The following is a 19,123-nucleotide window of genomic DNA, read 5'->3' as shown; positions in this document are numbered from 1 at the left end:
CCCGCGTCACTGCGGGCCCTGGGTCAAAGCATGCCGGTCTCTAGCCGGGCCGCCTCGGACATCATGTGCTGGTTCCACGGCGGGTCGAACACCAGGTCGACGTCGGCCTCGGCCACCGTCGGGATCATTTCAAGCTTGCTGCGCACGTCGTCGACCAGGATCTCGCCCATGCCGCAGCCCGGGGCGGTCAGGGTCATCTTCACGTCGATCTCGCGCTTGCCCTCATCCAGGTGCTTGATCTCGACTTCATAGACCAGGCCCAGTTCCACGATGTTGACCGGAATTTCCGGATCGAAGCAGGTGCGCAGCTGCTGCCACACCAGCTGCTCCACCTGTTCATCGGTGGCGTCGGCCGGCAGCTCGAGCGGCGCCGGTGCCTCCTTGCCGATGGCATCGCCGTCCTTGCCGGCGATGCGGAACAGGTTGCCCTCGACGAACACCGAATAACTGCCGCCCAGCGCCTGGGTGATGTACCCATAGCTGCCGGCAGGCAGGGTCACGGTATCGCCCTGCGGGACCATCACGGCCTCGCAATCGCGTTCGAAGTGGACAGGTTCGCTGCTACGGGAATACATGGGGACCGATATGGGGCCGTGGCCGAGGCCACGCAAGACGGCATTCTAGCCCAGCCGCTCCCGCACCGCCGGTGCACTGCGGCAAACCACAGTATCCTGTGGGTGATCTTCTGGGAGCTTCGATGTCCTCCAATGCCGCGCGTGCCAGGACCGTGACCTGGCTCTGGCCCCTCATGCTGCTGCTGGGCCTGTTTGTCGCTCCCCTCGCCTGGATGGTCCTGGCGCTGATGACCGGCCGGCAGGTCGGCTGGATGGCGGTGCTGGCCGCCCTGGAACTGGTGTTCATGCTGCGCCTGGGCACGCTGGGCCCAGGCCGGCTGCGCGTCGCCCTGGTCGTGCTCGGCACCCTGCTGGTGGCCGCCGTGGCCAACTGGGCCATCGCCAGCGCCTGGATGGGCGGCTCGATCGGCCTGGACCTGTGGGATGCCACCACGCGGATGGGCCCGCACCTGGCCTGGACCCTGATCAGCCTGGCCAATGGCGCGGTGGAATGGCTGTGGCTGGCCGTGGCCGTGGCCGTAGGTGCCTGGCTGGCGCGCTGAGCGCGCAGATCCACGCCACGCGTGGATGAGGGTAGCGCCGGGCCATGCCCGGCGAGCGCAGCGGTCCGCATGAAACGCCGCCGGGCATGGCCCGGCGCTACCGGTACGTCCTCAATGCCCCCCGTCGAGCGCCTTCAGTTCGCTCACCAGCGAGGCCGCCGCTTCGGCGCCGTCGCCATAGAGCATGCGGGTGTTGTCGGCGTAGAACAGCGCATTCTCGATGCCGGCAAAACCGGTGCCCTTGCCACGCTTGATCACCACCACGTTGCGCGCGTTGACCACGTCCAGCACCGGCATGCCGTAGATCGGGCTGGCCGGGTCGGTCCGCGCCACCGGATTGACCACGTCGTTGGCACCGATCACCAGCACCACATCGGTATTGGCGAATTCGGGGTTGATGTCGTCCATGTCGGCGATCAGGTCGTAGGGCACGCCGGCCTCGGCCAGCAGCACGTTCATGTGCCCGGGCATGCGCCCGGCCACCGGGTGGATCGCGAACTTCACTTTCACGCCGCGCTGGCCCAGCCGCTGCGCCAGTTCCCAGATCTTGTGCTGGGCCTGTGCCACCGCCATGCCGTAGCCGGGCACGATCACCACGCGCTCGGCAAAGGCCATCATCGCCGCGACGTCCGACGCTTCGATGGGCTTCTGCGCGCCGGTGATCGCCTGTGCCTCGCCTCCGGCACCACCGCCGAAGTTGGAGAACAGCACGTTGCGGATCGGCCGGTTCATCGCCTTGGCCATCAGCCGGGTCAGCAGGATGCCGGCCGCGCCGACCATCATGCCGGCGATGATCAGCGCCTCATTGCCCAGCACATAACCTTCGAAGGACACCGCCAGGCCGGTGAATGCGTTGTACAGCGAGATCACCACCGGCATGTCGGCGCCACCGATCGGCAACGTCATCAGCACGCCCAGTGCCAGCGCCAGCACGAAGAAGGCGACGATTGCCGAGGTGTTGAGCGTGCTGGCCGCGATGATCGCCAGCACCGCCACTGCCAGTGCCACCATCAGGTTCATCACCTGCTGGCCGGGCCAGGTCACGCGCTTGTCCAGTCGTCCGTCCAGTTTGGCCCAGGCGATCACCGAACCGGAAAGCGAGACCGCACCGATCGCCGCGCCGACCACCGCCAGCAGCAGCACCATGCCCGACGGCTGGCGCGCGGCCAGGTCGGCCAGCGCCTGCTCGCTCCAATGGCGGGTATCGCGGTTGGCAAGGAAGGCATAGCGCAGCAGTTCCACCGCACCGATCGCCGCGGCCGAACCACCGCCCATGCCGTTGTACAACGCCACCATCTGCGGCATGTCGGTGATGGCCACCTTGCCGGCCGACCACCAGGCCAGGCCCGCGCCCAGCAGCAGTGCCACCAGGATCAGCGGCACGTTGTGCAGTTCAGGCAGGAAGAAGGTCGCCACCGTGGCCAGCAGCATGCCCAGCCCGGCCCAGCGGATGCCGCTGCGCGCGGTCAGCGGCGAAGCCATGCGCTGCAGACCCAGCAGGAACAGCGTGGCGGCGACGAGGTAGCTGGCCTTGACCAGCCAGTCGAGCAGTTCGACGGTGCTGATGTTCAACCCTGTGGCTCCTTCGGTTCGTCCCTGCCGCCCTTGGGCGCGCTCGGCTTGAACATCTCCAGCATGCGCGCGGTGACCACGTAGCCACCGGCGGCATTGCCGGCACCGAGCACCACGGCAAGGAAGCCCAGCGCCTTTTCCAGCGGCGTCTGCGCGTGCCCCAGCACCACCATCGCGCCGATCAGCACGATGCCGTGGATGAAGTTGGAACCCGACATCAGCGGGGTATGCAGGATCACCGGCACCCGCGAAATGATCACGTGGCCGGCGATGGCCGCCAGCATGAAGATGTACAGCGCTACGAACCCGTCACTCACTGGCAACGCTCCCGCTCTGTCTTCGTCGGCCCATCATAACCACGGGCTGAACCCGGCGCGCACCCGGCGTCAACCGCGGTGACGCTCACGCGTTGTCGATGGTGACCCCGAGCGAGGAACCGTACCCTGTGCTGGTGAGCAGCCCCGTCCCCCCGAGCGCCGACACCGATGCCCTGCCAGCATCGCTGGAGGCGTTCCTGGCCAGCGTCGGCCCGCGCGCGTTCCGTTTCGCCGAGGCCGGCCTGCGCCAGCGCGAAGACGCCATGGACGCGGTTCAGGACGCGCTGATGCGCATGCTGGACTACGCCGACAAGCCGGCGGCCGAATGGGCGCCCCTGTTCTGGAGCATCCTGCGCCGCCGCGTGATCGACCTGCAGCGCCGGCGCCGTTTCCGCCTGCCGTTCTGGCGCGACAACCAGGACGCCGACGGAGGCGGAATCGACTGGGCCGACCCCGGCCCGGACCCGGCGCAGGCGCACGAACAGCGCCAGCAGTACCAGCACCTGGTGCAGGCCCTGCGTACCCTGCCCGCACGCCAGCGCGAAGCCTTCACCCTGCGCGTGCTGCAGGACCTGGACGGAGCCACCACTGCCCGCGCCATGGGCTGCAGCGAAGGCGCGGTAAAAACCCATCTGGCACGCGCCCGGCAGGCGCTGCAGGACTACCTGGAGACCCACCCGTGAACCGCTCCCTGCCCTCCGATGACATGCTGCGCAACCTGCACGCGCAGTCGCTGCAAGCGCTGTCGCCGGCCACGCTGGCACGGTTGCGCCAGGCCCGCCACGGCGCCAGCGCGGCGCGTCACGGGCGCTGGCGCTGGTGGCTGGCCAGCGCCTGTTCTCTGGTGGTGGCGCTGGGGATCGGCCTGCAGTTCAGCGGCCACAGCCCCCTGTCGCCCGCCGTGCAGGCACCGGTGCTGGCCTCGATGGAAGACAACAGCGTGCTGTACGACGAAAATCCCGATCTGTACCTGTGGCTGGGCGATACCGACCTGGCGATGGAGTGAACCATGTCCCGACTGCATACCCTGCCGCTGCTGTTGACCCTGTTGCTGCTGCCGGCCTTCCCGGTATTGGCGCAGAACGCCGCGCCCGCCCCTGCCGCACGCCCCGCGCCAGCCCCACCGCTGCCGGCCTGGGAACAGTTGAGTGAAGCGCAGCGGGAATCCTTGCTGGCGCCGCTGCGCGACCGCTGGAACAGCGCCGATGCCGGCCAGCGCCAGCGGATGCTCTCGCATGGCCAGCGCTGGCAATCGATGAGCCCGGAGGAACGCGACAAGGCCCGCCGCGGCCTGCGCCGCTTCGAGCACATGAGCCCGGAACAGCGTGAGCAGGCCCGGGCCCTGTTCGGTCAGATGCGGGATCTGCCGCCCGCGCAGCGCGACGCACTGCGCGAGCGCTGGTCGCAGATGACGCCGGAGCAACGCAAGGACTGGGTGCGGGAGAACCCGCCGCCGGCGAAGCCGCGGTAAGCCTTCGGGATACCAGGGTCAGATCCCTTTGCCAGAGGCAAAGGGATCTGACCCCGTATCACTCACGCCTGCCAGCGCGTCTTCGCCAGCAGTTCGTCGTCCCAATCGAAACCGAGCTGCCCGTCGCGCACGAACAGCGCAACGAAGTTGAGCAGGTTCCTTGCGTACATCTCGCTGGCCTGGGTCGCGCCGCGGCTGGCCAGGCCCAGCGGACCGTCGATGGTCACGCCCTGGTGTTCGATGCACTGCCCCGGCAGGGTCAGTGCGCAGTTGCCGCCGCTTTCCGCTGCCAGATCAACAATGACGCTGCCGGTGGCCATGCCTTCCACCATCGCAGCGGTCACGATGGTCGGCGCCGGGCGGCCGGGTACCGCAGCCGTGCAGATCACCACGTCCACACTGCGCAGGTGGTCGGCCAGCCGACGCTGCTGCTCGGCACGCTCTTCATCGGTCAACGCGCGCGCGTAACCGCCCTCGCCCGCCGCGCTCACCCCGAGGTCGAGGAAGCGCGCGCCCAGCGACTGGATCTGCTCGCGGGTTTCCGGGCGCACGTCGAAGCCTTCCACCTGCGCACCAAGACGCCGGGCAGTGGCAATGGCCTGCAGGCCCGCCACGCCCGCACCGATCACCAGCACCTTGGCCGGCCGCACGGTGCCGGCCGCAGTGGTCAGCATCGGGAAGAAGCGCGGCGCACGTTCGGCGGCGATCAGCGCCGCCTTGTAGCCGGCCATGCCGGCCTGCGAACTGAGGACATCCATCGCCTGCGCACGGGTGGTGCGCGGCAGCTGCTGCAGCGGGAACAGCTGCAGGCGACCATCGGCCGCCAGCGCGGCCAGCGCCGGATCGCTGGCCGGGGCCAGCAGGCCGACCACGCTGGCGCCGGGCTTGAGCTGTTCCAGCACCGCCGCAGGGGGGGCCTGCACGCACAGCAGGATATCGATCTCGGCCCAGCGGCCCGCGTCGAAGACGCGTGCACCGGCATCGTCATAGGCGGCGTCGGTGAAACCAGCGGCCAAACCCGCGCCCGCCTCATACCAGACGGCAATGCCCAAGGCCCCGAGCCTGCGCGCGGTCTCCGGCGTCAGTGCCACGCGCCGTTCGCCCGGCGCGGTCTCCTTGATCCCCAGCAACGCCACGGCCATGCAGGTCCCCGCTGATCGGTGAGTTTCCCGATCCTAGCAGGCAGCACCCGCTCAGTGCAGCGTGGCGCTGCCCGGGTCGAGGCGATCGATCACGCCCTGCATGGCGCTGTCGAAGGCGCCATCATCAACGTGGGCACGCAGGCGGCCCAGCCGCATCATCACCGCCAGCTCTTCCGGCGAGGCCACGCAGAAGCGCACGCCGCGACGGTTGACGAACAGCAGGCGCGAGGAAATCGGGCTGACCCAGGACAGCTTGCCCGCCTGCACCTTGCCATCCTTGTCGACGAAGTCCAGCCAGTTGCCGATTTCCATGCGGCGGAAGCGGTCGGCATCGGCGTTGTCGAAATCGTCGGCGTCAATCTGCCCGCCAAGCTCAACCGCCGGCGATTCAGCCACTGGCGGCGCCGGCAAGGCAACCTGCGGCAGCTCCGGCAGCGCACGCTGCAGTTCCGGCCGCGATTCGGCGATGCCCTGCAGGGTGTCATGCAGGGCATCGATGGCGGCGGTTGCCGCATCGCCGTGCACGCCGACGCTGGCAAACACCTTGGCCAGCACCGGCTGCCAGGCCTGCAGCCACGGCTTGCCGACGATCTGGCGGCGGGCCTCGGCCACTTCCTCCAGCAGGCCATCGCCAAGGCTCAATGCCTCGGCCACCGACGCGCCTTCTTCTCCCTCGCGCAGCAGTGCCAGGGTGAGATGATGCTGCCACGGCTGGCGCAGGAACTCGGCAATGGCCGGCGGCAGCGTGGCGTCACCGATGCGGCGGTCCAGTTCCGCACCGGCCCGGCTGCGGGCCATTTCCAGCTTTTCCTGGCCGCGCTGCGTTTCTGCGGCACGGCGCTCGGCGATTTCCACGCGGCGGCGATGCTGCACCAGGAACTCGCGGAATTCCTCTTCCAGGGTCAGGAAGATCGCCAGGTTCTCGTTGAACTCGGCCACCAGGCGCTCGATGATCTCTTCGACCTTGGCCATCAGCATGCGCTCGGCCTGGCTCTCGCCGGTGTTGCCCTCGCAGGCCTCGGCCAGCGAGTTGAGCAGCTTGCGCGCCGGGTGGGTCTTCTGCACGAACATGCGGCGGTCGAGCATGGCGACCTTGACGAAAGGCACCACCAGGCGGCCGATCAGTTCGCGCGAGCGGCCTTCCAGTTCACGCTCGTCCAGCATCACGTCGAACAGCATGCCGACCAGGTCGATGGCATCTTCATCCTGCGGGTCCAGCCGGGTCTGGCCCGGATCGACGCCAAGCTGGGTGGCGCTGGACAGCACTTCGCTCTTCAGGCGCTGCGCCAGCGATTCGCCGTCCTCGCCGATGGCCGCGCGCAGGGTGGCGCTGGGCGTGGCCTGCAGCAGCGACAGCACCGACATCATTTCGCGCTGGCTGAGCGGGCGCTGCTGGCCAACCGCCACCTGTGCCGCAGACGTGGCGTCCTCACGCACGTGGCGGGTCTGCTGCAGCAGTTCGTGCAGCGCTTCCAGCAGCATGCCCTGCTGGCCAGCGTAGGCCTCGCCGGTGGCGCCGTCATCGCCGCCGAGGTGCTGCTGCATATGCCCGCGGCGCTCGGACCAGCGGGCGGCGAAGCGCTGCGCCCAGGCCGGTGCGGCCTGCTCGTCATCGCTGAACCCCGGATCGACGCCCGCGCCGTGGCGATGCTCGACCAGGTCATCCAGCATCCCGGCCATGCGCGGATCCGGTGCCGGCGGTTGTGGGCGCTGCGGAGCCCCCATCTGCGACATCACGCCGGCTGCGGCCAGCTGCTCGTCCAGCTTCTCGTAGATGCGACCGACCGGTGCACGCAGGTCGCGCTCGCACAGCTTGATCAGCACCAGATGCACTTCCGGGGCCAGTTCACAGCCGGCAAAGGCTTCGTGGATGGCCACGCCCAGGTGTTCGGGGCTGATCGGGTTGTGGTCCGCGTCCAGTTCCGCGCCGCCGATCAACCGGCCCAGGCGGCGATCCAGCCGCGCCAGCACCGGCTTGAAGTCACGCAGCAAGACAGTGGCGAAATTGCGCACCGCCAGCCGGGATTCCAGCACGTGCTCGGCCAGCAGGCTGAGCCCATCCTCGGCCGGCCCGGACAGGGTCGCCTCGGCTGACAGCGGCTCACCCGCCGCCAATGCGGCCCAGGCCTGCTGCAGGTGGCCTGCGAAAGCGGCCGCGATGTCCTCACGGCGGCGGCGCAGTTCGCGCATTGCGTCCAGGAACAGCAGCTGTGACGAGCCGGCATTGCCGGCGCGGTCGAACAGGGCATCGTCGAAGCGCGCCAGTGCCGCCCCGAAGGCCTGGCACAGCGCGGGCAGGACCATGTCCCGGGCACGCTGGAGCTGGGCCGGGTCACGGCCCGGCGATCCCATCGGTGTGGGCACGCTCATCATTCGGGAAGGCTCCCCACCTTCTCTGGTACGACAGACAGCATGGACATCGCGGCTTCCGGCACACCCCATGTACCGGAACGTCGATGGTAGGCCGGCCAGCCCGTCACGGACAGTGAAACAGTCCTCACTTCAAACCTCATGACCGGCGGCCCGGCAAGACAGATATCGTAAGCCGTGCAAGGCCCACGAGGCGAGGGGAAGCGGCTGTCCGTTTCCCGCCAGTGGCATGATGTTCATCACAGTTTGGTATTCAGGGGCCGGACGCGACACAGACGGCGTCATTGACCACCCCGACTATAATCAAACGCCCGTGATGACCGGTTCAGCCTCCATGCCCGATCCTGCCGCCCTGCTCGCCCTGGATGCCCGCCGCTCGGTGCCCTCGCGGCAACTGGGCGAGCCCGGGCCGGACCCGGCCACCCTGCAGCGGATGCTGGCCTCAGCGGTGCGCGTGCCCGACCACGGCAAGCGCGTACCGTTCCGCTTCCTGAAAATCGCAGGCGATGCACGTCACACTCTGGGCGACTTCCTGGCTGAACGCAGCCGCCAGCGCGACCCACATGCGGGCGAGGCCGTGTTCGAGAAGGACCGCCAGCGTTTCAGCCACGCACCGCTGGTGATCGTGGTGGTGGCCAGCCCGCGGCCGGACCCGAAGGTGCCCGAACAGGAACAGCTGATGACCGCCGGCTGCGTCTGTTTCGCCCTGCTGCAGGCCGCGCAGGCGCTGGGTTTCGGCGCGCAGTGGCTGACCGCCTGGATGGCCTTCGATCCGGCCGTGCAGGCCCACCTGGGCCTGGTCGACGGCGAACGCATCGCCGGCATCATCCACATCGGTACGCCCAAGGCCGACGTACCCGAGCGCGAGCGCCCCGACCCGGCGGCCCTGCTGCGCGACTGGACGCCCCCGGCATGACCCTGCCGGCTGCCCCGCCGTCGCTGTACCTGGTTGATGCCAGCATCTACGTGTTCCGTGCCTGGCATTCACTGCCAGACCAGTTCCAGGACGCACAGGGCTGGCCCACCAATGCGGTGCACGGCTTCGCCCGCTTCCTGCTGGACCTGCTCGAGCGCGAGCGCCCGCGGCACATCGCCATCGCCTTCGATGAAGCGCTTGACAGTGGTTTCCGCCACCGGCTGTATCCGGCCTACAAGGCCAACCGCGAGCCGGCACCGGAAGCGCTCAAGCGCCAGTTCGTGCACTGCAAGGCGCTATGCGCGGCGCTGGGCCTTGCCGTCCTGGCCCACCACGAATACGAGGCCGACGACCTGATCGGCAGCGCCCTGCACGTACACCGGGGCAGCCATCGCGGGGTGATCATCTCCGCCGACAAGGACCTGTCGCAGCTGCTGGTCGACCATGACGAGCAGTGGGACTACGCCCGCAACCAGCGCTGGAACGTGGCCGGGGTGAAGGCGCGGCACGGCGTGCACGCGCACCAGATCGCCGACTACCTGGCCCTGTGTGGCGATGCGGTGGACAACATTCCCGGTGTCAGTGGCGTCGGCAGCAAATCGGCCGCCGTGCTGCTGGCCCATTTCGGCAGCATGGATGCGCTGTTCGAACGACTGGACGAAGTGCCGTTCCTGCGCCTGCGTGGCGCTGCACAGATGGCAGTGCGGCTGCGCGAGCAGCGCGAGCACGCCCAGCTCTGGCGCCAGCTGACCACCATCGCGCTGGATGCGCCGTTGGAGGGCAGCCAGCCCGGACTGCTGCGCCAATCGGCCGATCCAGAGCTGCTCGGTGGCCTGTGCCAGACCCTGCGCTTCGGCCCGATGACCCGCCGCCGGCTGTTCGACGCCGCCGGCGTGGCCGATCCTCTTCCCTCCCACAGCGAGCCCGCATGAGCCAGCGCAATACCGAAGCCCCGCGCGTCGTCTACGAAGGCAAGTACCAGCGCATGCTGGTGCGCGGTACCTGGGAATACAGCGAACGCACCCATGCCGGTGGCCTGGCCGCGATCATCATCGCCGTCACCCCGGAGGACAAGGTGCTGTTCGTCGAACAGTTCCGTGTACCGCTGCAGGCGCCCACCATCGAAATGCCGGCCGGCCTGGTCGGCGACATCCACGCCGGCGAATCGATCGAAGTCTCGGCGGTGCGTGAACTGGAAGAAGAAACAGGTTGGACCGCCGATCACGCCGAAGTGCTGATGATCGGCCCGACGTCTTCCGGCGCCAGCAGCGAGAAGATCGCCTTCGTGCGCGCCACCGGCCTGCGCCGCATCGGCGAAGGGGGCGGTGATGACAGCGAGGACATCACCGTGCACGAGATTCCACGCAGCGAGGCTGCGGCCTGGCTGGTGCAGAAGATGGGCGAAGGCTACGAGCTGGACGCCAAGCTCTGGGCCGGGCTGTGGATGATCGAGCACCATCTGGACGGACGCCCACGTGGCTGACGCGGACCTGCACAGGCTGCCTGCGTTGCTCGGCGCCGACGACCCGGCGATCTACACGATCCACCGGGCGCAGGGCGTCTCGCCCTACCTCCTGCTGGCCGACCACGCCGGCCAGCAGGTGCCGCGTGCGTTGACCGGGCTCGGCCTGCCGCAGGCCGAGCTGGACCGCCACATCGGCTGGGACATCGGCATCGCCGGCACCACCCGTGCACTGGCCGAACGGCTCGATGCCTGGGCGATCGAACAGACGTACTCGCGGCTGCTGATCGACTGCAACCGCCCACTGGCCTCACCGACGCTGATTCCGGAGGTGAGCGACCACACCGTGGTGCCGGGCAATGCCGGGCTGTCGGCGGCGCAGCGACAGCAGCGCATCGATGCGATCCACGCGCCGTACCATACACGCATCGAGACCGAGCTTGATGCGCGCCGTGATGCCGGCCAGCCCACCCTGCTGGTGATGATGCACAGCTTCACTCCGGCGATGAACGGCGTGCAGCGGCCGTGGCATGCCGGCGTGCTGTACCACCAGGACACGCGTTTTGCCCATGCCTTGCTGCAGGCGTTGCGCGAGGAAGGCGACCTGGTGGTGGGGGACAACGAACCGTATTCGGTCAGCAGCACCAGCGACTACGCGGTGCCGGTGCATGGCGAAGGCCGTGGGCTGGTGCACGTGGAACTGGAGATCCGCCAGGACCTCATTGCCGATATGGCAGGGCAGCAGGCGTGGGCCGAGCGGTTGGCGCGGATGTTCAGCGCGCTGCAACCGGAGTTGCTGGCGCTGGGTTGAACGCGCGTGCATCCATGCCGAACCGGTAGTGCCGGCCGCTGGCCGGCACATCCACCCACGGCAGCGCCTTCAATCATGCCTCGTTGGCCGGGCAGACGGTGGCGGCCGATTCGGCCGGCGCCGGGCGCAGGCCCAGCGCGATCACCACGCCGAACAGTGAAAACAAGGCGGCACCGTATTCGGCGCGCACCAGCCCGGCCAGTGCACTCAGCGACCCGGCTGCACCCGCATCGGCATTGGCCACCATCACCAGCACCGCCAGGCCCAGCGCACCACCGATCTGCTGCGCGGTCGCCGCCATGCCAGATGCAACACCCTGCTGTGCGGACGGCACGCCCTGCCCGGCCACGATCCACATCGAGGTCCAGGTCATGCCCTGGCCGATGCTCAGCACTACCACGCCGGGCAGCAGCGGCCAGAAGTTCGCGCCGTGCGGCAGCGTCGCGGCCACCCAGGCGATACCAATGGCGCCGGCCAGCTGCCCGACCACCAGCACCTTGCGCGCGCTCCAGCGCTGCAGCGTCCACTCGGCCAGCTGGATGCCGACCGTACACACCGCGGTGGCGGGCAGGAATGCCAGGCCGGCCTGCAGCGGGCTCCAGCCGTAGCCGTCCTGGAAGTACAGCGCCATGAAGTAGTACTGCACCCCATAGCTGCTCATGAAGGCGAAGGTCAGCCCCAGTGCCGCGCGCAGTCCGGGCAGCCGCAGCAACGCGAACTGCATCAGCGGATCGCGGCTGCGCTGTTCGATCTGCACGAACGCCACCAGCAGCAGCACCGACAGCAGCAGGCAGCCCAGCGTGGCCGGCGCAGTCCAGCCCCACTCCGGCGCTTGCACGAGGGTAGTGACCAGCAGGCTGCCGCCGGCAGTGACGGTGATGCAGCCGGCCAGATCGAACGAGCGGCCCTGCGCACGCGGGCCATCGGCCGGCAACCACGCACCCGCAGCCACCGCGCAGGTGGTGGCCAGTGGCACGATCACCGCCAGCACCGCCGGCCAGCCGAACGCCTGGGTCAGCACGCCGCCGAGCAGCGTGCCCAGCGCCAGGCCCACCGCGCTGGCCATGCTCCAGATCGCAAGTGCACGGTTGCGCACCGGACCTTCCGCATACAACGTGTTGATCAGCGCCAGCGTGGCCGGGAACAGCAATGCCGCGCCGATGCCCTGCGCCGCACGCGCGATGATCAGCAGGGTGGCGTTCGGCGCCAGCGCGCCGAGCAGCGACGCCAGTGCGAACAGCAGCATGCCCAGCCGGTAGAAGCGGCGACGGCCGATCAGGTCGGCGGCACGGCCCCCCAGCAGCAGGCTGCCGCCAAAGGCCACGGTGTAGGCACTGACCACCCATTGCAGCTGCTGTGCGTTGATCTCCAGCGCGCGCCCCATGTCATGCAGGGCGACGAAGATGATGGTGGCGTCCAAGGCGATGATCAGCTGGGCGGTGGCCAGCAGGGCCAGCGCCCAGCGCGGGTACTTGAGGGGAGGCATCGACGCTCCGGTGCTGTGGGGGAGCGCAGTCTCATTGATGCAGAGCTATCAATAAACCCCTTTCCGTCCATATCTGTCATGATTTTCAGCATGAATGGAACCTCGATGGACCTCAATGCCGTGCGCATGCTGGTGCAGGTGGCCGAAGCACGCAGTTTCACCGTCGCCGCCGGGCAACTGGGCCTGAGCCAGTCAGGCCTGTCGCGCGCGATCAGTCGGCTGGAGGCCACGCTGGGGGTGAAGCTGCTGCAGCGAAACACCCGCAACGTGGCACTGACCCCGGATGGTCGCCAGTTCGTCGATCAGGTCGCGCCCCTGCTGTGCGGTCTCGAGGATGCCGAACGCCAGTTGGCCGACCGTCCGTGCACGCCCTCGGGCACCCTGAAGATCAGTGCGCCCTCGATGTTCGGGCGCAAGGTGCTGGTACCGCTGCTGGGGCCGATGCTGCAGCAGCACCCGCAACTGCAGGTGGAAGCCGTGCTCAACGACCGCCTGGTCGATCTGGTCGAGGAAGGTTTCGATGCCGCGCTGCGCACCGGCGTCATCGCCGACCAGCGCATCGTCGCGCGGCCACTGCGGCCGCTGCGCTGGGTGACGGTGGCCAGCCCGGACTACCTCGACCGCTGTGGCACGCCCGACGATGTGGCCGCCTTGCGGGATCACGCCTGCCTGGCGGTGCGCAACCTGCGCAGTGGCCGGCTGGTGGACTGGCAGTTCCTGCAGGACGGCCAGCTTCATGATTTCACGCCACCGGCGCGGATGGTGTTCGACAGCGGCGATCCGCTGGTGGAAGCGGCGATCGCCGGCATCGGCATCGTGCAGGTGATGGATTTCGCGGTGGCCGACGCCTTGGCCGATGGCCGCCTGCAGCGCGTGCTGCAGCCGTTTGAGGGCCGCAGCCGCGCGCTGTCACTGATCTACCCGCCGTCGCGCCAGCATTCGCCGAAGCTGCAGGTACTGGCCGACGCGTTGCTGGCGGGGGATTGGTAGATCCACGCCATGCGTGGATGGAGTTCGGCTTCGCGGTAGCGCCGGGCCATGCCCGGCGAGCCGCATCGCGGCGACGGAACGGAATGCCGCCGGGCACGGCCCGGCGCTACCGGTAGGGCGTTGCCGGCCAGCGGCCGGCACGCGCGACGCAGCAAAAACTGATTCAGCCCAATTGGAGAAAGAACGCCCCGGCGCGTCCTACCGGAGAAAAATCAGGCTTATCCCGGAGGAACAGATACGCCATGCCGTCGGACAGTACGCCTTTTTGCGAAGGCAGAATGCCGTCGATGTCCGCGCCGTAGAGCATCAAGCGACGGCGACCGCCATTCCACGTCAAAGGTGATTGCAGCCATGCATCGACTCCATCCAGCTTGGAATCCAGGTTCCCATCATCGTCGGGTTCCAAACACTCCACACGCTCGATACGGCCGCGCTCAAGCGAGTCGCTCATGCATCGGCTTCTGGATGCGCCCCCACGCCTGTATGCGAGCACAACTGCGTCGCTAGTTCCCTGCACCGCGCGCAGCCGACGGAAGTGGGAATGATCCCGCGTATCGGTGGGGATGAAGACTGAGAACCAGAAATCCTCAGCAACGCCCTGCGGATAGAACCAATGGGGGTCGCCGAAAACTGCACGGACGTCCACGGTGCCAGCGCGCCTCGCCCCGGTTCAAGGCCAATAGCGACAGCCTTGAACAAGGGAGAGAATCGCCGCCGGGCATGGCCCGGCGCTACCGGTGAGGCGTTGCCGGCCAGCGGCCGGCACTACCGGGTGCAGTAGATCCACGCCATGCGTGGATGGAGATCCGCCCCCGTGGGCATCAGGCGAAGCTATCGGTGGCGCGCACCAGCGCGTCCACGTTCTCGGCCTCGAACGCCGAATGGCCCGAAGCCGGGGTGATTTCCAGCTTCGCCTTCGGCCACACCTTGGTCAGGTCCCAGGCGTTGGCCAGCGGGCAGACCACGTCGTAGCGGCCGTGCACGATCACGCCCGGAATGTCGGCGATGCGGTGTGCGTCGCGCAGCAGCTGGTCTTCCACCTCGAAGAAGCCGCCGTTGACGAAGTAGTGGTTCTCGATGCGGGCAAACGCCAGCGCGAAATGCGGGTCTTCGTGGCTGTTGATGAAGTCATCATCGACGTGCAGGAAACTGGTCGCGCCTTCCCACACCGCCCACGCCTTGGCCGCTTCCAGGCGGGTGGTCTCGTCTTCGCTGGTCAGGCGGCGGTGGAAGGCCGAGATAAGGTCATGACGCTCCACCAGCGGAATCGGCTTGAGGTAGTGCTCCCACGCATCCGGGAACAGGCGGTTGGCGCCTTCCTGGTAGAACCACTCCAGCTCCCAGCGACGCAGCATGAAGATGCCGCGCAGGACCAGTTCGGTCACGCGCTGCGGATGGGTCTCGGCATAGGCCAGCGCCAGGGTCGAGCCCCAGCTGCCACCGAACACCTGCCAGCGATCGACCTTCAGGTGCTCGCGCAGCTTCTCGATATCGGCGACGAGGTCCCAGGTGGTGTTGTCCACCAGGTCCGCGTGCGGGGTGGAACGGCCGGCACCGCGCTGATCGAACAGGATGATGCGGTACTTGGACGGATCGTGGAACTGGCGCATCTTGTCGCTGCAGCCGCCACCCGGGCCACCATGCAGCATCACCACCGGCTTGCCTTCCGGGTTGCCGCACTGTTCGAAGTACAGCGTGTGGCGGTCGTCGACCTTCAGGGTGCCGACGTCGTAGGGGGTGATGGCGGGGTACAGCGTACGCATGCTTGCAGCTCCAGGGTGATGCCCTGCCGGGGCAGGAGAACCTCCATTCTAGGCCGGACGCCGGCCCAGGGTGATGCGGTCGCGCTGCTCCAGGTCCTGCACGGTCTGCACCTCGGCAAATCCCGTCGCCTCGAACAGTGCCCGGATCGCCGCGCCCTGGTCCCAACCGTGCTCGACCAGCAACCAACCGCCGGGCCGCAGGTGGGCCTGGCCACCCTCGACGATGCGGCGGATGTCATCCAGGCCGTCCATGCCCGAGGCCAGCGCGGTAGACGGTTCGAAGCGCAGGTCGCCCTGTTCCAGGTGCGGGTCGTTGCTGGCGATGTACGGCGGATTGCTGGCGATCAGGTCGAAGCGCACGCCCTGCAGCGGCGCATACCAGTCGTGCCCGCCCTCGGCGAAACGGACGTTGTCCAGTTCATGGCGGGCCGCATTGCGCGCGGCCACGGCCAGCGCGCCCGGGCTGGCATCGGTGGCCAGCACCTGTGCCCGGGGCCGTTCGCTGGCCAGTGCCAGTGCGATCGCACCGCTGCCGGTACCGAGGTCGGCCAGCTGCAACGCCTGGTCCGGCGGCAGTCGCTCCAGCGCCAACTCGACCAGCAGCTCGGTTTCCGGGCGCGGGATCAGCGTGGCCGGGTCGACCTCCAGGTCCAGCGTCCAGAAACCGCGGCGCCCGGTCAGGTAGGCAACCGGCTCACCGGCCACACGGCGGGCCAGCAAGGCTTCGAAGGCGGCCTGGTCATTGGCGGCCAGCGGATCGGTGGCATGGGCGAACAGCCAGCTGCGCGGGCGCTCCAGTACATGCAGCAGCAGCAGTTCGGCTTCGTGGCGGGCGTCGACACCGCCCAAGCGGGCACTGGCGTCAGCTACGACCTGACGCAGGGTGGGTTCGGGTTGGGAAGACATGCCTCAATTGTAGAGCCGAGCCGATGCTCGGCTGCTGCTGGAACAGCCGAGCATCGGCTCGGCTCTACCGATCCACCGTCGAGCATGGCTCGACGCTACAAAAAGCTGGAATCCGTTCAGGTTTCGCCAGAGGGTATAAGGAGGGGCTATCAGCCCTCTTCACACGTCCCGGTCGATTTTCCTTGTCACACAAGCAGTTGCAGGATGGGAGCGGCAGGGTTCAGTGCCTGCTCATGGCTATTTGATAGACTACATCTATCAAATAGATGCAATCAATGGATTGTTCTTATCGCGAGCGAATGGGTAACCTAGCTCCTGTCGATTCACCCACTCCCCTTCACCAAGAGGAAAAATGATGTCCCTCATCAATACCCAGATCCAGCCGTTCGAAGCCAACGCCTACCACAACGGCGAGTTCATCAAGGTTTCCGACGCCAGCCTGAAGGGCCAGTGGTCCGTCCTGATCTTCATGCCGGCCGCCTTCACCTTCAACTGCCCGACCGAGATCGAAGACGCCGCTGACCATTACGCCGAGTTCAAGAAGGCCGGCGCCGAGGTCTACATCGTCACCACCGACACCCACTTCTCGCACAAGGTGTGGCACGAGACCTCGCCGGCCGTCGGCAAGGCCCAGTTCCCGCTGGTCGGCGACCCGACCCACCAGCTGACCCGCGCCTTCGGCGTGCACATTGAAGAAGAAGGCCTGGCCCTGCGCGGCACCTTCATCATCAACCCGGAAGGCGTGATCAAGACCCTGGAGATCCACTCCAACGAGATCGCCCGTGACGTGTCCGAGACCCTGCGCAAGCTCAAGGCTGCCCAGTTCACTGCCGCCAACCCGAACCAGGTCTGCCCGGCCAAGTGGAAGGAAGGCGAGAAGACCCTGACCCCGTCGCTGGACCTGGTCGGCAAGATCTAAAGCAGTACCGGCCTGCCGTGGCCCCACGCCACGGCGCGCCCTTCATCCCCGTGCCGGTCCCCCCGCCGGCGTGGGGGTGAACCCAAGACAGCCAACGCTCGCCCGCCTTGGCCAGCCAGCCCCTTCCACGGTCGCTGTCTTGGGTTCACCCCTACCCCCTGCTGGTCCGCTACCTTCTACAGCGGTGCCACGCCCCCTGTTTGCCTGAAGCCAGGAGATGACCCGATGTTGGACGCCAACCTGCAGTCGCAGCTGAAGACCTATCTGGAGCGCGTGACCCGCCCGATCCAGATCACCGCGCACGCCGACGACGGCGCCAAGTCGCAGGAAATGCTGGAACTGCTGCAGACCCTGGAAAACCTGTCGGACAAGATCACGCTGCAGGTCCTGCGCGATGGCCAGGGCCGCGTGCCGTCCTTCGACCTGGGCACGCCGGGCCAGGACATCCACCTGACCTTCGCCGGCCTGCCGATGGGTCACGAGTTCACCTCGCTGGTGCTGGCCCTGCTGCAGGTCGGCGGCCACCCGTCCAAGGCCACCGCCGAGCTGATCGAGCAGGTGCAGAACCTGGAAGGTGAATACAAGTTCGAAACCTACTTCTCGCTGTCCTGCCAGAACTGCCCGGACGTGGTGCAGGCGCTGAACCTGGCCGCGGTGCTCAACCCGCGCATCCAGCACGTGGCCATCGATGGCGCCCTGTTCCAGGACGAAGTCGAGAAGCGCGAGATCATGTCGGTGCCGACCGTGTACCTCAACGGTGAAGTGTTCGACCAGGGTCGCATGACCTTGGAACAGATCGTGGCCAAGCTGGACACCAATGCCAGCAAGCGCGATGCCGAGAAGATCGCCGCCAAGGATGCTTTCGACGTACTGGTGGTCGGTGGTGGCCCGGCTGGCGCCGCAGCGGCGATCTATGCCGCGCGCAAGGGCATCCGTACCGGCATCGCTGCCGAGCGCTTCGGTGGCCAGGTGCTGGACACCATGGCGATCGAGAACTTCATCTCGGTGAAGGAAACCGAAGGCCCGAAGCTGGCCACGGCGCTGGAGCAGCATGTGCGCGAGTACGACGTGGACATCATGAACCTGCAGCGCGCCAGTGCGCTGGTGCCGGCCGGCGAAGACGGCCTGGTGCAGGTGCAGCTGGAGAACGGCGCGGTGCTGAAGTCGCGTTCGGTGATCCTGTCCACCGGCGCGCGCTGGCGGCAGATGAACGTGCCGGGCGAGGACCAGTACCGCAACAAGGGCGTGGCCTACTGCCCGCACTGCGATGGTCCGCTGTTCAAGGGCAAGCGCGTGGCGGTGATCGGCGGCGGCAACTCCGGTGTGGAAGCGGCCATCGACCTGGCCGGCATCGTGTCGCATGTAACCCTGCTGGAGTTCGATTCCAGCCTGCGTGCCGACGAAGTGCTGCAGAAGAAGCTGCGCAGCCTGGGCAACGTCACCGTGCTGACCAGCGCACAGACCACCGAAGTGCTCGGCGACGGCAGCAAGGTCACCGGCCTGGTCTACAAGGACCGCATCGGCGGCGATGCCCACCGCGTCGAGCTGGAAGGCATCTTCGTGCAGATCGGCCTGCTGCCCAACACCGAGTGGCTGAAGGATGTGGTGGCGCTGTCGCCGCGTGGTGAGATCGTCATCGACGATCGCGGCCAGACCAACCTGCCGGGTGTGTTTGCTGCTGGCGATTGCACGACGGTGCCCTACAAGCAGATCATCATCGCCATGGGCGCCGGTTCCACCGCCGCACTGAGCGCGTTCGACCACCTGATCCGCTCGTCGGTGAGCAACAGCAGCGGTGCCGTTGCTGAAGCGGCCTGATCCACCGTTCCCAGATCACCGGGAACATTGTCTGCCTGTCGGGTAACCACGCCGTCAGCCGGT

General features: G+C 67.7%; 20 protein-coding genes. 11 read left to right on the top strand and 9 right to left on the bottom strand.

Annotated elements, in window-relative coordinates; genetic code table 11:
* Window positions 1–23 precede the first annotated feature (23 nt).
* The gene (gene sufT / locus AC5P74_RS12915) at window positions 24–575 is read right to left on the bottom strand and encodes a putative Fe-S cluster assembly protein SufT (protein ID WP_005415385.1); all 552 of its coding nucleotides are present in this window, start codon (window positions 573–575) and stop codon (window positions 24–26) included.
* A gap of 122 nt (window positions 576–697) precedes the next feature.
* Here sufT and AC5P74_RS12910 point away from each other — a divergent pair, with 122 nt between their 5' ends.
* On the top strand, window positions 698–1,117 hold the full coding sequence (locus tag AC5P74_RS12910; protein WP_032953950.1) for a membrane protein: 420 nt from the start codon (window positions 698–700) through the stop codon (window positions 1,115–1,117).
* Between the two features lie 111 nt (window positions 1,118–1,228).
* On the opposite strand, the gene AC5P74_RS12905 is transcribed toward AC5P74_RS12910, so the two are convergent.
* Both AC5P74_RS12905 and AC5P74_RS12900 read right to left on the bottom strand, forming a co-directional pair.
* Complete coding sequence (locus tag AC5P74_RS12905; protein ID WP_095379298.1) at window positions 1,229–2,689, bottom strand: NAD(P)(+) transhydrogenase (Re/Si-specific) subunit beta; 1,461 nt, start codon at window positions 2,687–2,689, stop codon at window positions 1,229–1,231.
* Entirely contained in the window at window positions 2,686–3,006 is a 321-nt protein-coding gene (locus tag AC5P74_RS12900; RefSeq protein WP_171958463.1) for an NAD(P) transhydrogenase subunit alpha part 2, read from the bottom strand. Before AC5P74_RS12900 ends, AC5P74_RS12905 begins: the two co-directional genes overlap by 4 nt.
* Before the next feature lie 98 nt (window positions 3,007–3,104).
* Between AC5P74_RS12900 and AC5P74_RS12895 the strand changes: the two genes are divergently transcribed.
* Genes AC5P74_RS12895 through AC5P74_RS12885 form a run of 3 tightly spaced genes read left to right on the top strand, consistent with a single transcriptional unit; the run spans window position 3,105 to window position 4,477 of the window.
* Window positions 3,105–3,689, top strand: a complete 585-nt coding sequence (locus AC5P74_RS12895; RefSeq protein WP_188247888.1) for an RNA polymerase sigma factor — start codon at window positions 3,105–3,107, stop codon at window positions 3,687–3,689.
* Window positions 3,686–4,012, top strand: a complete 327-nt coding sequence (locus AC5P74_RS12890; protein WP_253137421.1) for a DUF3379 domain-containing protein — start codon at window positions 3,686–3,688, stop codon at window positions 4,010–4,012. The genes AC5P74_RS12895 and AC5P74_RS12890 overlap by 4 nt, the downstream gene beginning before the upstream one ends.
* Window positions 4,013–4,015: 3 nt before the next feature.
* Entirely contained in the window at window positions 4,016–4,477 is a 462-nt protein-coding gene (locus AC5P74_RS12885) for a DUF3106 domain-containing protein (protein ID WP_053500492.1), read from the top strand.
* A 62-nt stretch (window positions 4,478–4,539) separates the two neighbouring features.
* Here AC5P74_RS12885 and AC5P74_RS12880 read toward each other — a convergent pair whose 3' ends face one another.
* Together AC5P74_RS12880 and pacR are read right to left on the bottom strand one after the other, a co-directional pair.
* The gene (locus AC5P74_RS12880) at window positions 4,540–5,619 is read right to left on the bottom strand and encodes an NAD(P) transhydrogenase subunit alpha (RefSeq protein ID WP_235646204.1); all 1,080 of its coding nucleotides are present in this window, start codon (window positions 5,617–5,619) and stop codon (window positions 4,540–4,542) included.
* Window positions 5,620–5,670: 51 nt separating this feature from the next.
* Window positions 5,671–7,992, bottom strand: coding sequence for a PacR family protein (gene pacR / locus AC5P74_RS12875; protein ID WP_053500494.1), 2,322 nt, complete (start codon window positions 7,990–7,992; stop codon window positions 5,671–5,673).
* Window positions 7,993–8,323: 331 nt separating this feature from the next.
* Between pacR and AC5P74_RS12870 the strand changes: the two genes are divergently transcribed.
* From AC5P74_RS12870 to AC5P74_RS12855, 4 genes are read left to right on the top strand one after another with little or no spacing between them, the layout of a single operon-like run.
* Window positions 8,324–8,905 (top strand): nitroreductase family protein, encoded by a 582-nt coding sequence (locus AC5P74_RS12870; protein ID WP_495204964.1) that lies wholly within the window; start codon window positions 8,324–8,326, stop codon window positions 8,903–8,905.
* Complete coding sequence (locus tag AC5P74_RS12865; RefSeq protein ID WP_053500496.1) at window positions 8,902–9,837, top strand: 5'-3' exonuclease; 936 nt, start codon at window positions 8,902–8,904, stop codon at window positions 9,835–9,837. Before AC5P74_RS12870 ends, AC5P74_RS12865 begins: the two co-directional genes overlap by 4 nt.
* The gene (locus AC5P74_RS12860) at window positions 9,834–10,388 is read left to right on the top strand and encodes an NUDIX hydrolase (protein ID WP_010481791.1); all 555 of its coding nucleotides are present in this window, start codon (window positions 9,834–9,836) and stop codon (window positions 10,386–10,388) included. Before AC5P74_RS12865 ends, AC5P74_RS12860 begins: the two co-directional genes overlap by 4 nt.
* Window positions 10,381–11,178: an N-formylglutamate amidohydrolase gene (locus AC5P74_RS12855; RefSeq protein ID WP_346608064.1), complete on the top strand. Its 798-nt coding sequence runs from the start codon at window positions 10,381–10,383 to the stop codon at window positions 11,176–11,178. Before AC5P74_RS12860 ends, AC5P74_RS12855 begins: the two co-directional genes overlap by 8 nt.
* Window positions 11,179–11,251: 73 nt before the next feature.
* Here AC5P74_RS12855 and AC5P74_RS12850 read toward each other — a convergent pair whose 3' ends face one another.
* Entirely contained in the window at window positions 11,252–12,664 is a 1,413-nt protein-coding gene (locus AC5P74_RS12850; protein WP_346608065.1) for an MFS transporter, read from the bottom strand.
* A 105-nt stretch (window positions 12,665–12,769) separates the two neighbouring features.
* On the opposite strand from AC5P74_RS12850, the gene AC5P74_RS12845 reads away from it, so the two are divergent.
* Window positions 12,770–13,654, top strand: coding sequence for a LysR family transcriptional regulator (locus AC5P74_RS12845; protein ID WP_329843626.1), 885 nt, complete (start codon window positions 12,770–12,772; stop codon window positions 13,652–13,654).
* Between the two features lie 163 nt (window positions 13,655–13,817).
* On the opposite strand, the gene AC5P74_RS12840 is transcribed toward AC5P74_RS12845, so the two are convergent.
* The 3 genes from AC5P74_RS12840 to prmC form a co-directional block, all read right to left on the bottom strand.
* Window positions 13,818–14,105 (bottom strand): hypothetical protein, encoded by a 288-nt coding sequence (locus AC5P74_RS12840; RefSeq protein ID WP_141750792.1) that lies wholly within the window; start codon window positions 14,103–14,105, stop codon window positions 13,818–13,820.
* A gap of 370 nt (window positions 14,106–14,475) precedes the next feature.
* Complete coding sequence (gene pip, locus AC5P74_RS12835; RefSeq protein ID WP_019661138.1) at window positions 14,476–15,417, bottom strand: prolyl aminopeptidase; 942 nt, start codon at window positions 15,415–15,417, stop codon at window positions 14,476–14,478.
* Between the two features lie 48 nt (window positions 15,418–15,465).
* On the bottom strand, window positions 15,466–16,323 hold the full coding sequence (gene prmC, locus AC5P74_RS12830) for a peptide chain release factor N(5)-glutamine methyltransferase (RefSeq protein ID WP_346608220.1): 858 nt from the start codon (window positions 16,321–16,323) through the stop codon (window positions 15,466–15,468).
* 355 nt (window positions 16,324–16,678) lie between these two features.
* Between prmC and ahpC the strand changes: the two genes are divergently transcribed.
* Window positions 16,679–17,242, top strand: a complete 564-nt coding sequence (gene ahpC, locus AC5P74_RS12825) for an alkyl hydroperoxide reductase subunit C (protein WP_005415368.1) — start codon at window positions 16,679–16,681, stop codon at window positions 17,240–17,242.
* A gap of 225 nt (window positions 17,243–17,467) precedes the next feature.
* Complete coding sequence (gene ahpF, locus AC5P74_RS12820; protein ID WP_005415367.1) at window positions 17,468–19,060, top strand: alkyl hydroperoxide reductase subunit F; 1,593 nt, start codon at window positions 17,468–17,470, stop codon at window positions 19,058–19,060.
* Window positions 19,061–19,123: the final 63 nt, after the last annotated feature.

It is taken from the genome of Stenotrophomonas sp. YJH_SMC_94-11 (genome assembly GCF_059370435.1).
The sequence above is the reverse complement of the archived record's forward strand: the minus strand, read 5'-3'. Positions and strand labels throughout refer to the sequence as shown.

Bases quoted from the DNA above. Each gene is read 5' to 3' on its own strand.
- AC5P74_RS12880 (WP_235646204.1), bottom strand. From the start codon at position 5,619: ATGGCCGTGGCGTTGCTGGGGATCAAGGAGACCGCGCCGGGCGAACGG.
- AC5P74_RS12860 (WP_010481791.1), top strand. From the start codon at position 9,834: ATGAGCCAGCGCAATACCGAAGCCCCGCGCGTCGTCTACGAAGGCAAG.
- AC5P74_RS12845 (WP_329843626.1), top strand. From the start codon at position 12,770: ATGGACCTCAATGCCGTGCGCATGCTGGTGCAGGTGGCCGAAGCACGC.
- AC5P74_RS12865 (WP_053500496.1), top strand. From the start codon at position 8,902: ATGACCCTGCCGGCTGCCCCGCCGTCGCTGTACCTGGTTGATGCCAGC.
- AC5P74_RS12910 (WP_032953950.1), top strand. From the start codon at position 698: ATGTCCTCCAATGCCGCGCGTGCCAGGACCGTGACCTGGCTCTGGCCC.
- AC5P74_RS12885 (WP_053500492.1), top strand. From the start codon at position 4,016: ATGTCCCGACTGCATACCCTGCCGCTGCTGTTGACCCTGTTGCTGCTG.
- AC5P74_RS12870 (WP_495204964.1), top strand. From the start codon at position 8,324: ATGCCCGATCCTGCCGCCCTGCTCGCCCTGGATGCCCGCCGCTCGGTG.
- ahpF (WP_005415367.1), top strand. From the start codon at position 17,468: ATGTTGGACGCCAACCTGCAGTCGCAGCTGAAGACCTATCTGGAGCGC.
- AC5P74_RS12850 (WP_346608065.1), bottom strand. From the start codon at position 12,664: ATGCCTCCCCTCAAGTACCCGCGCTGGGCGCTGGCCCTGCTGGCCACC.
- AC5P74_RS12840 (WP_141750792.1), bottom strand. From the start codon at position 14,105: ATGAGCGACTCGCTTGAGCGCGGCCGTATCGAGCGTGTGGAGTGTTTG.
- AC5P74_RS12895 (WP_188247888.1), top strand. From the start codon at position 3,105: ATGGTGACCCCGAGCGAGGAACCGTACCCTGTGCTGGTGAGCAGCCCC.
- prmC (WP_346608220.1), bottom strand. From the start codon at position 16,323: ATGTCTTCCCAACCCGAACCCACCCTGCGTCAGGTCGTAGCTGACGCC.
- pip (WP_019661138.1), bottom strand. From the start codon at position 15,417: ATGCGTACGCTGTACCCCGCCATCACCCCCTACGACGTCGGCACCCTG.
- pacR (WP_053500494.1), bottom strand. From the start codon at position 7,992: ATGATGAGCGTGCCCACACCGATGGGATCGCCGGGCCGTGACCCGGCC.
- ahpC (WP_005415368.1), top strand. From the start codon at position 16,679: ATGTCCCTCATCAATACCCAGATCCAGCCGTTCGAAGCCAACGCCTAC.
- sufT (WP_005415385.1), bottom strand. From the start codon at position 575: ATGTATTCCCGTAGCAGCGAACCTGTCCACTTCGAACGCGATTGCGAG.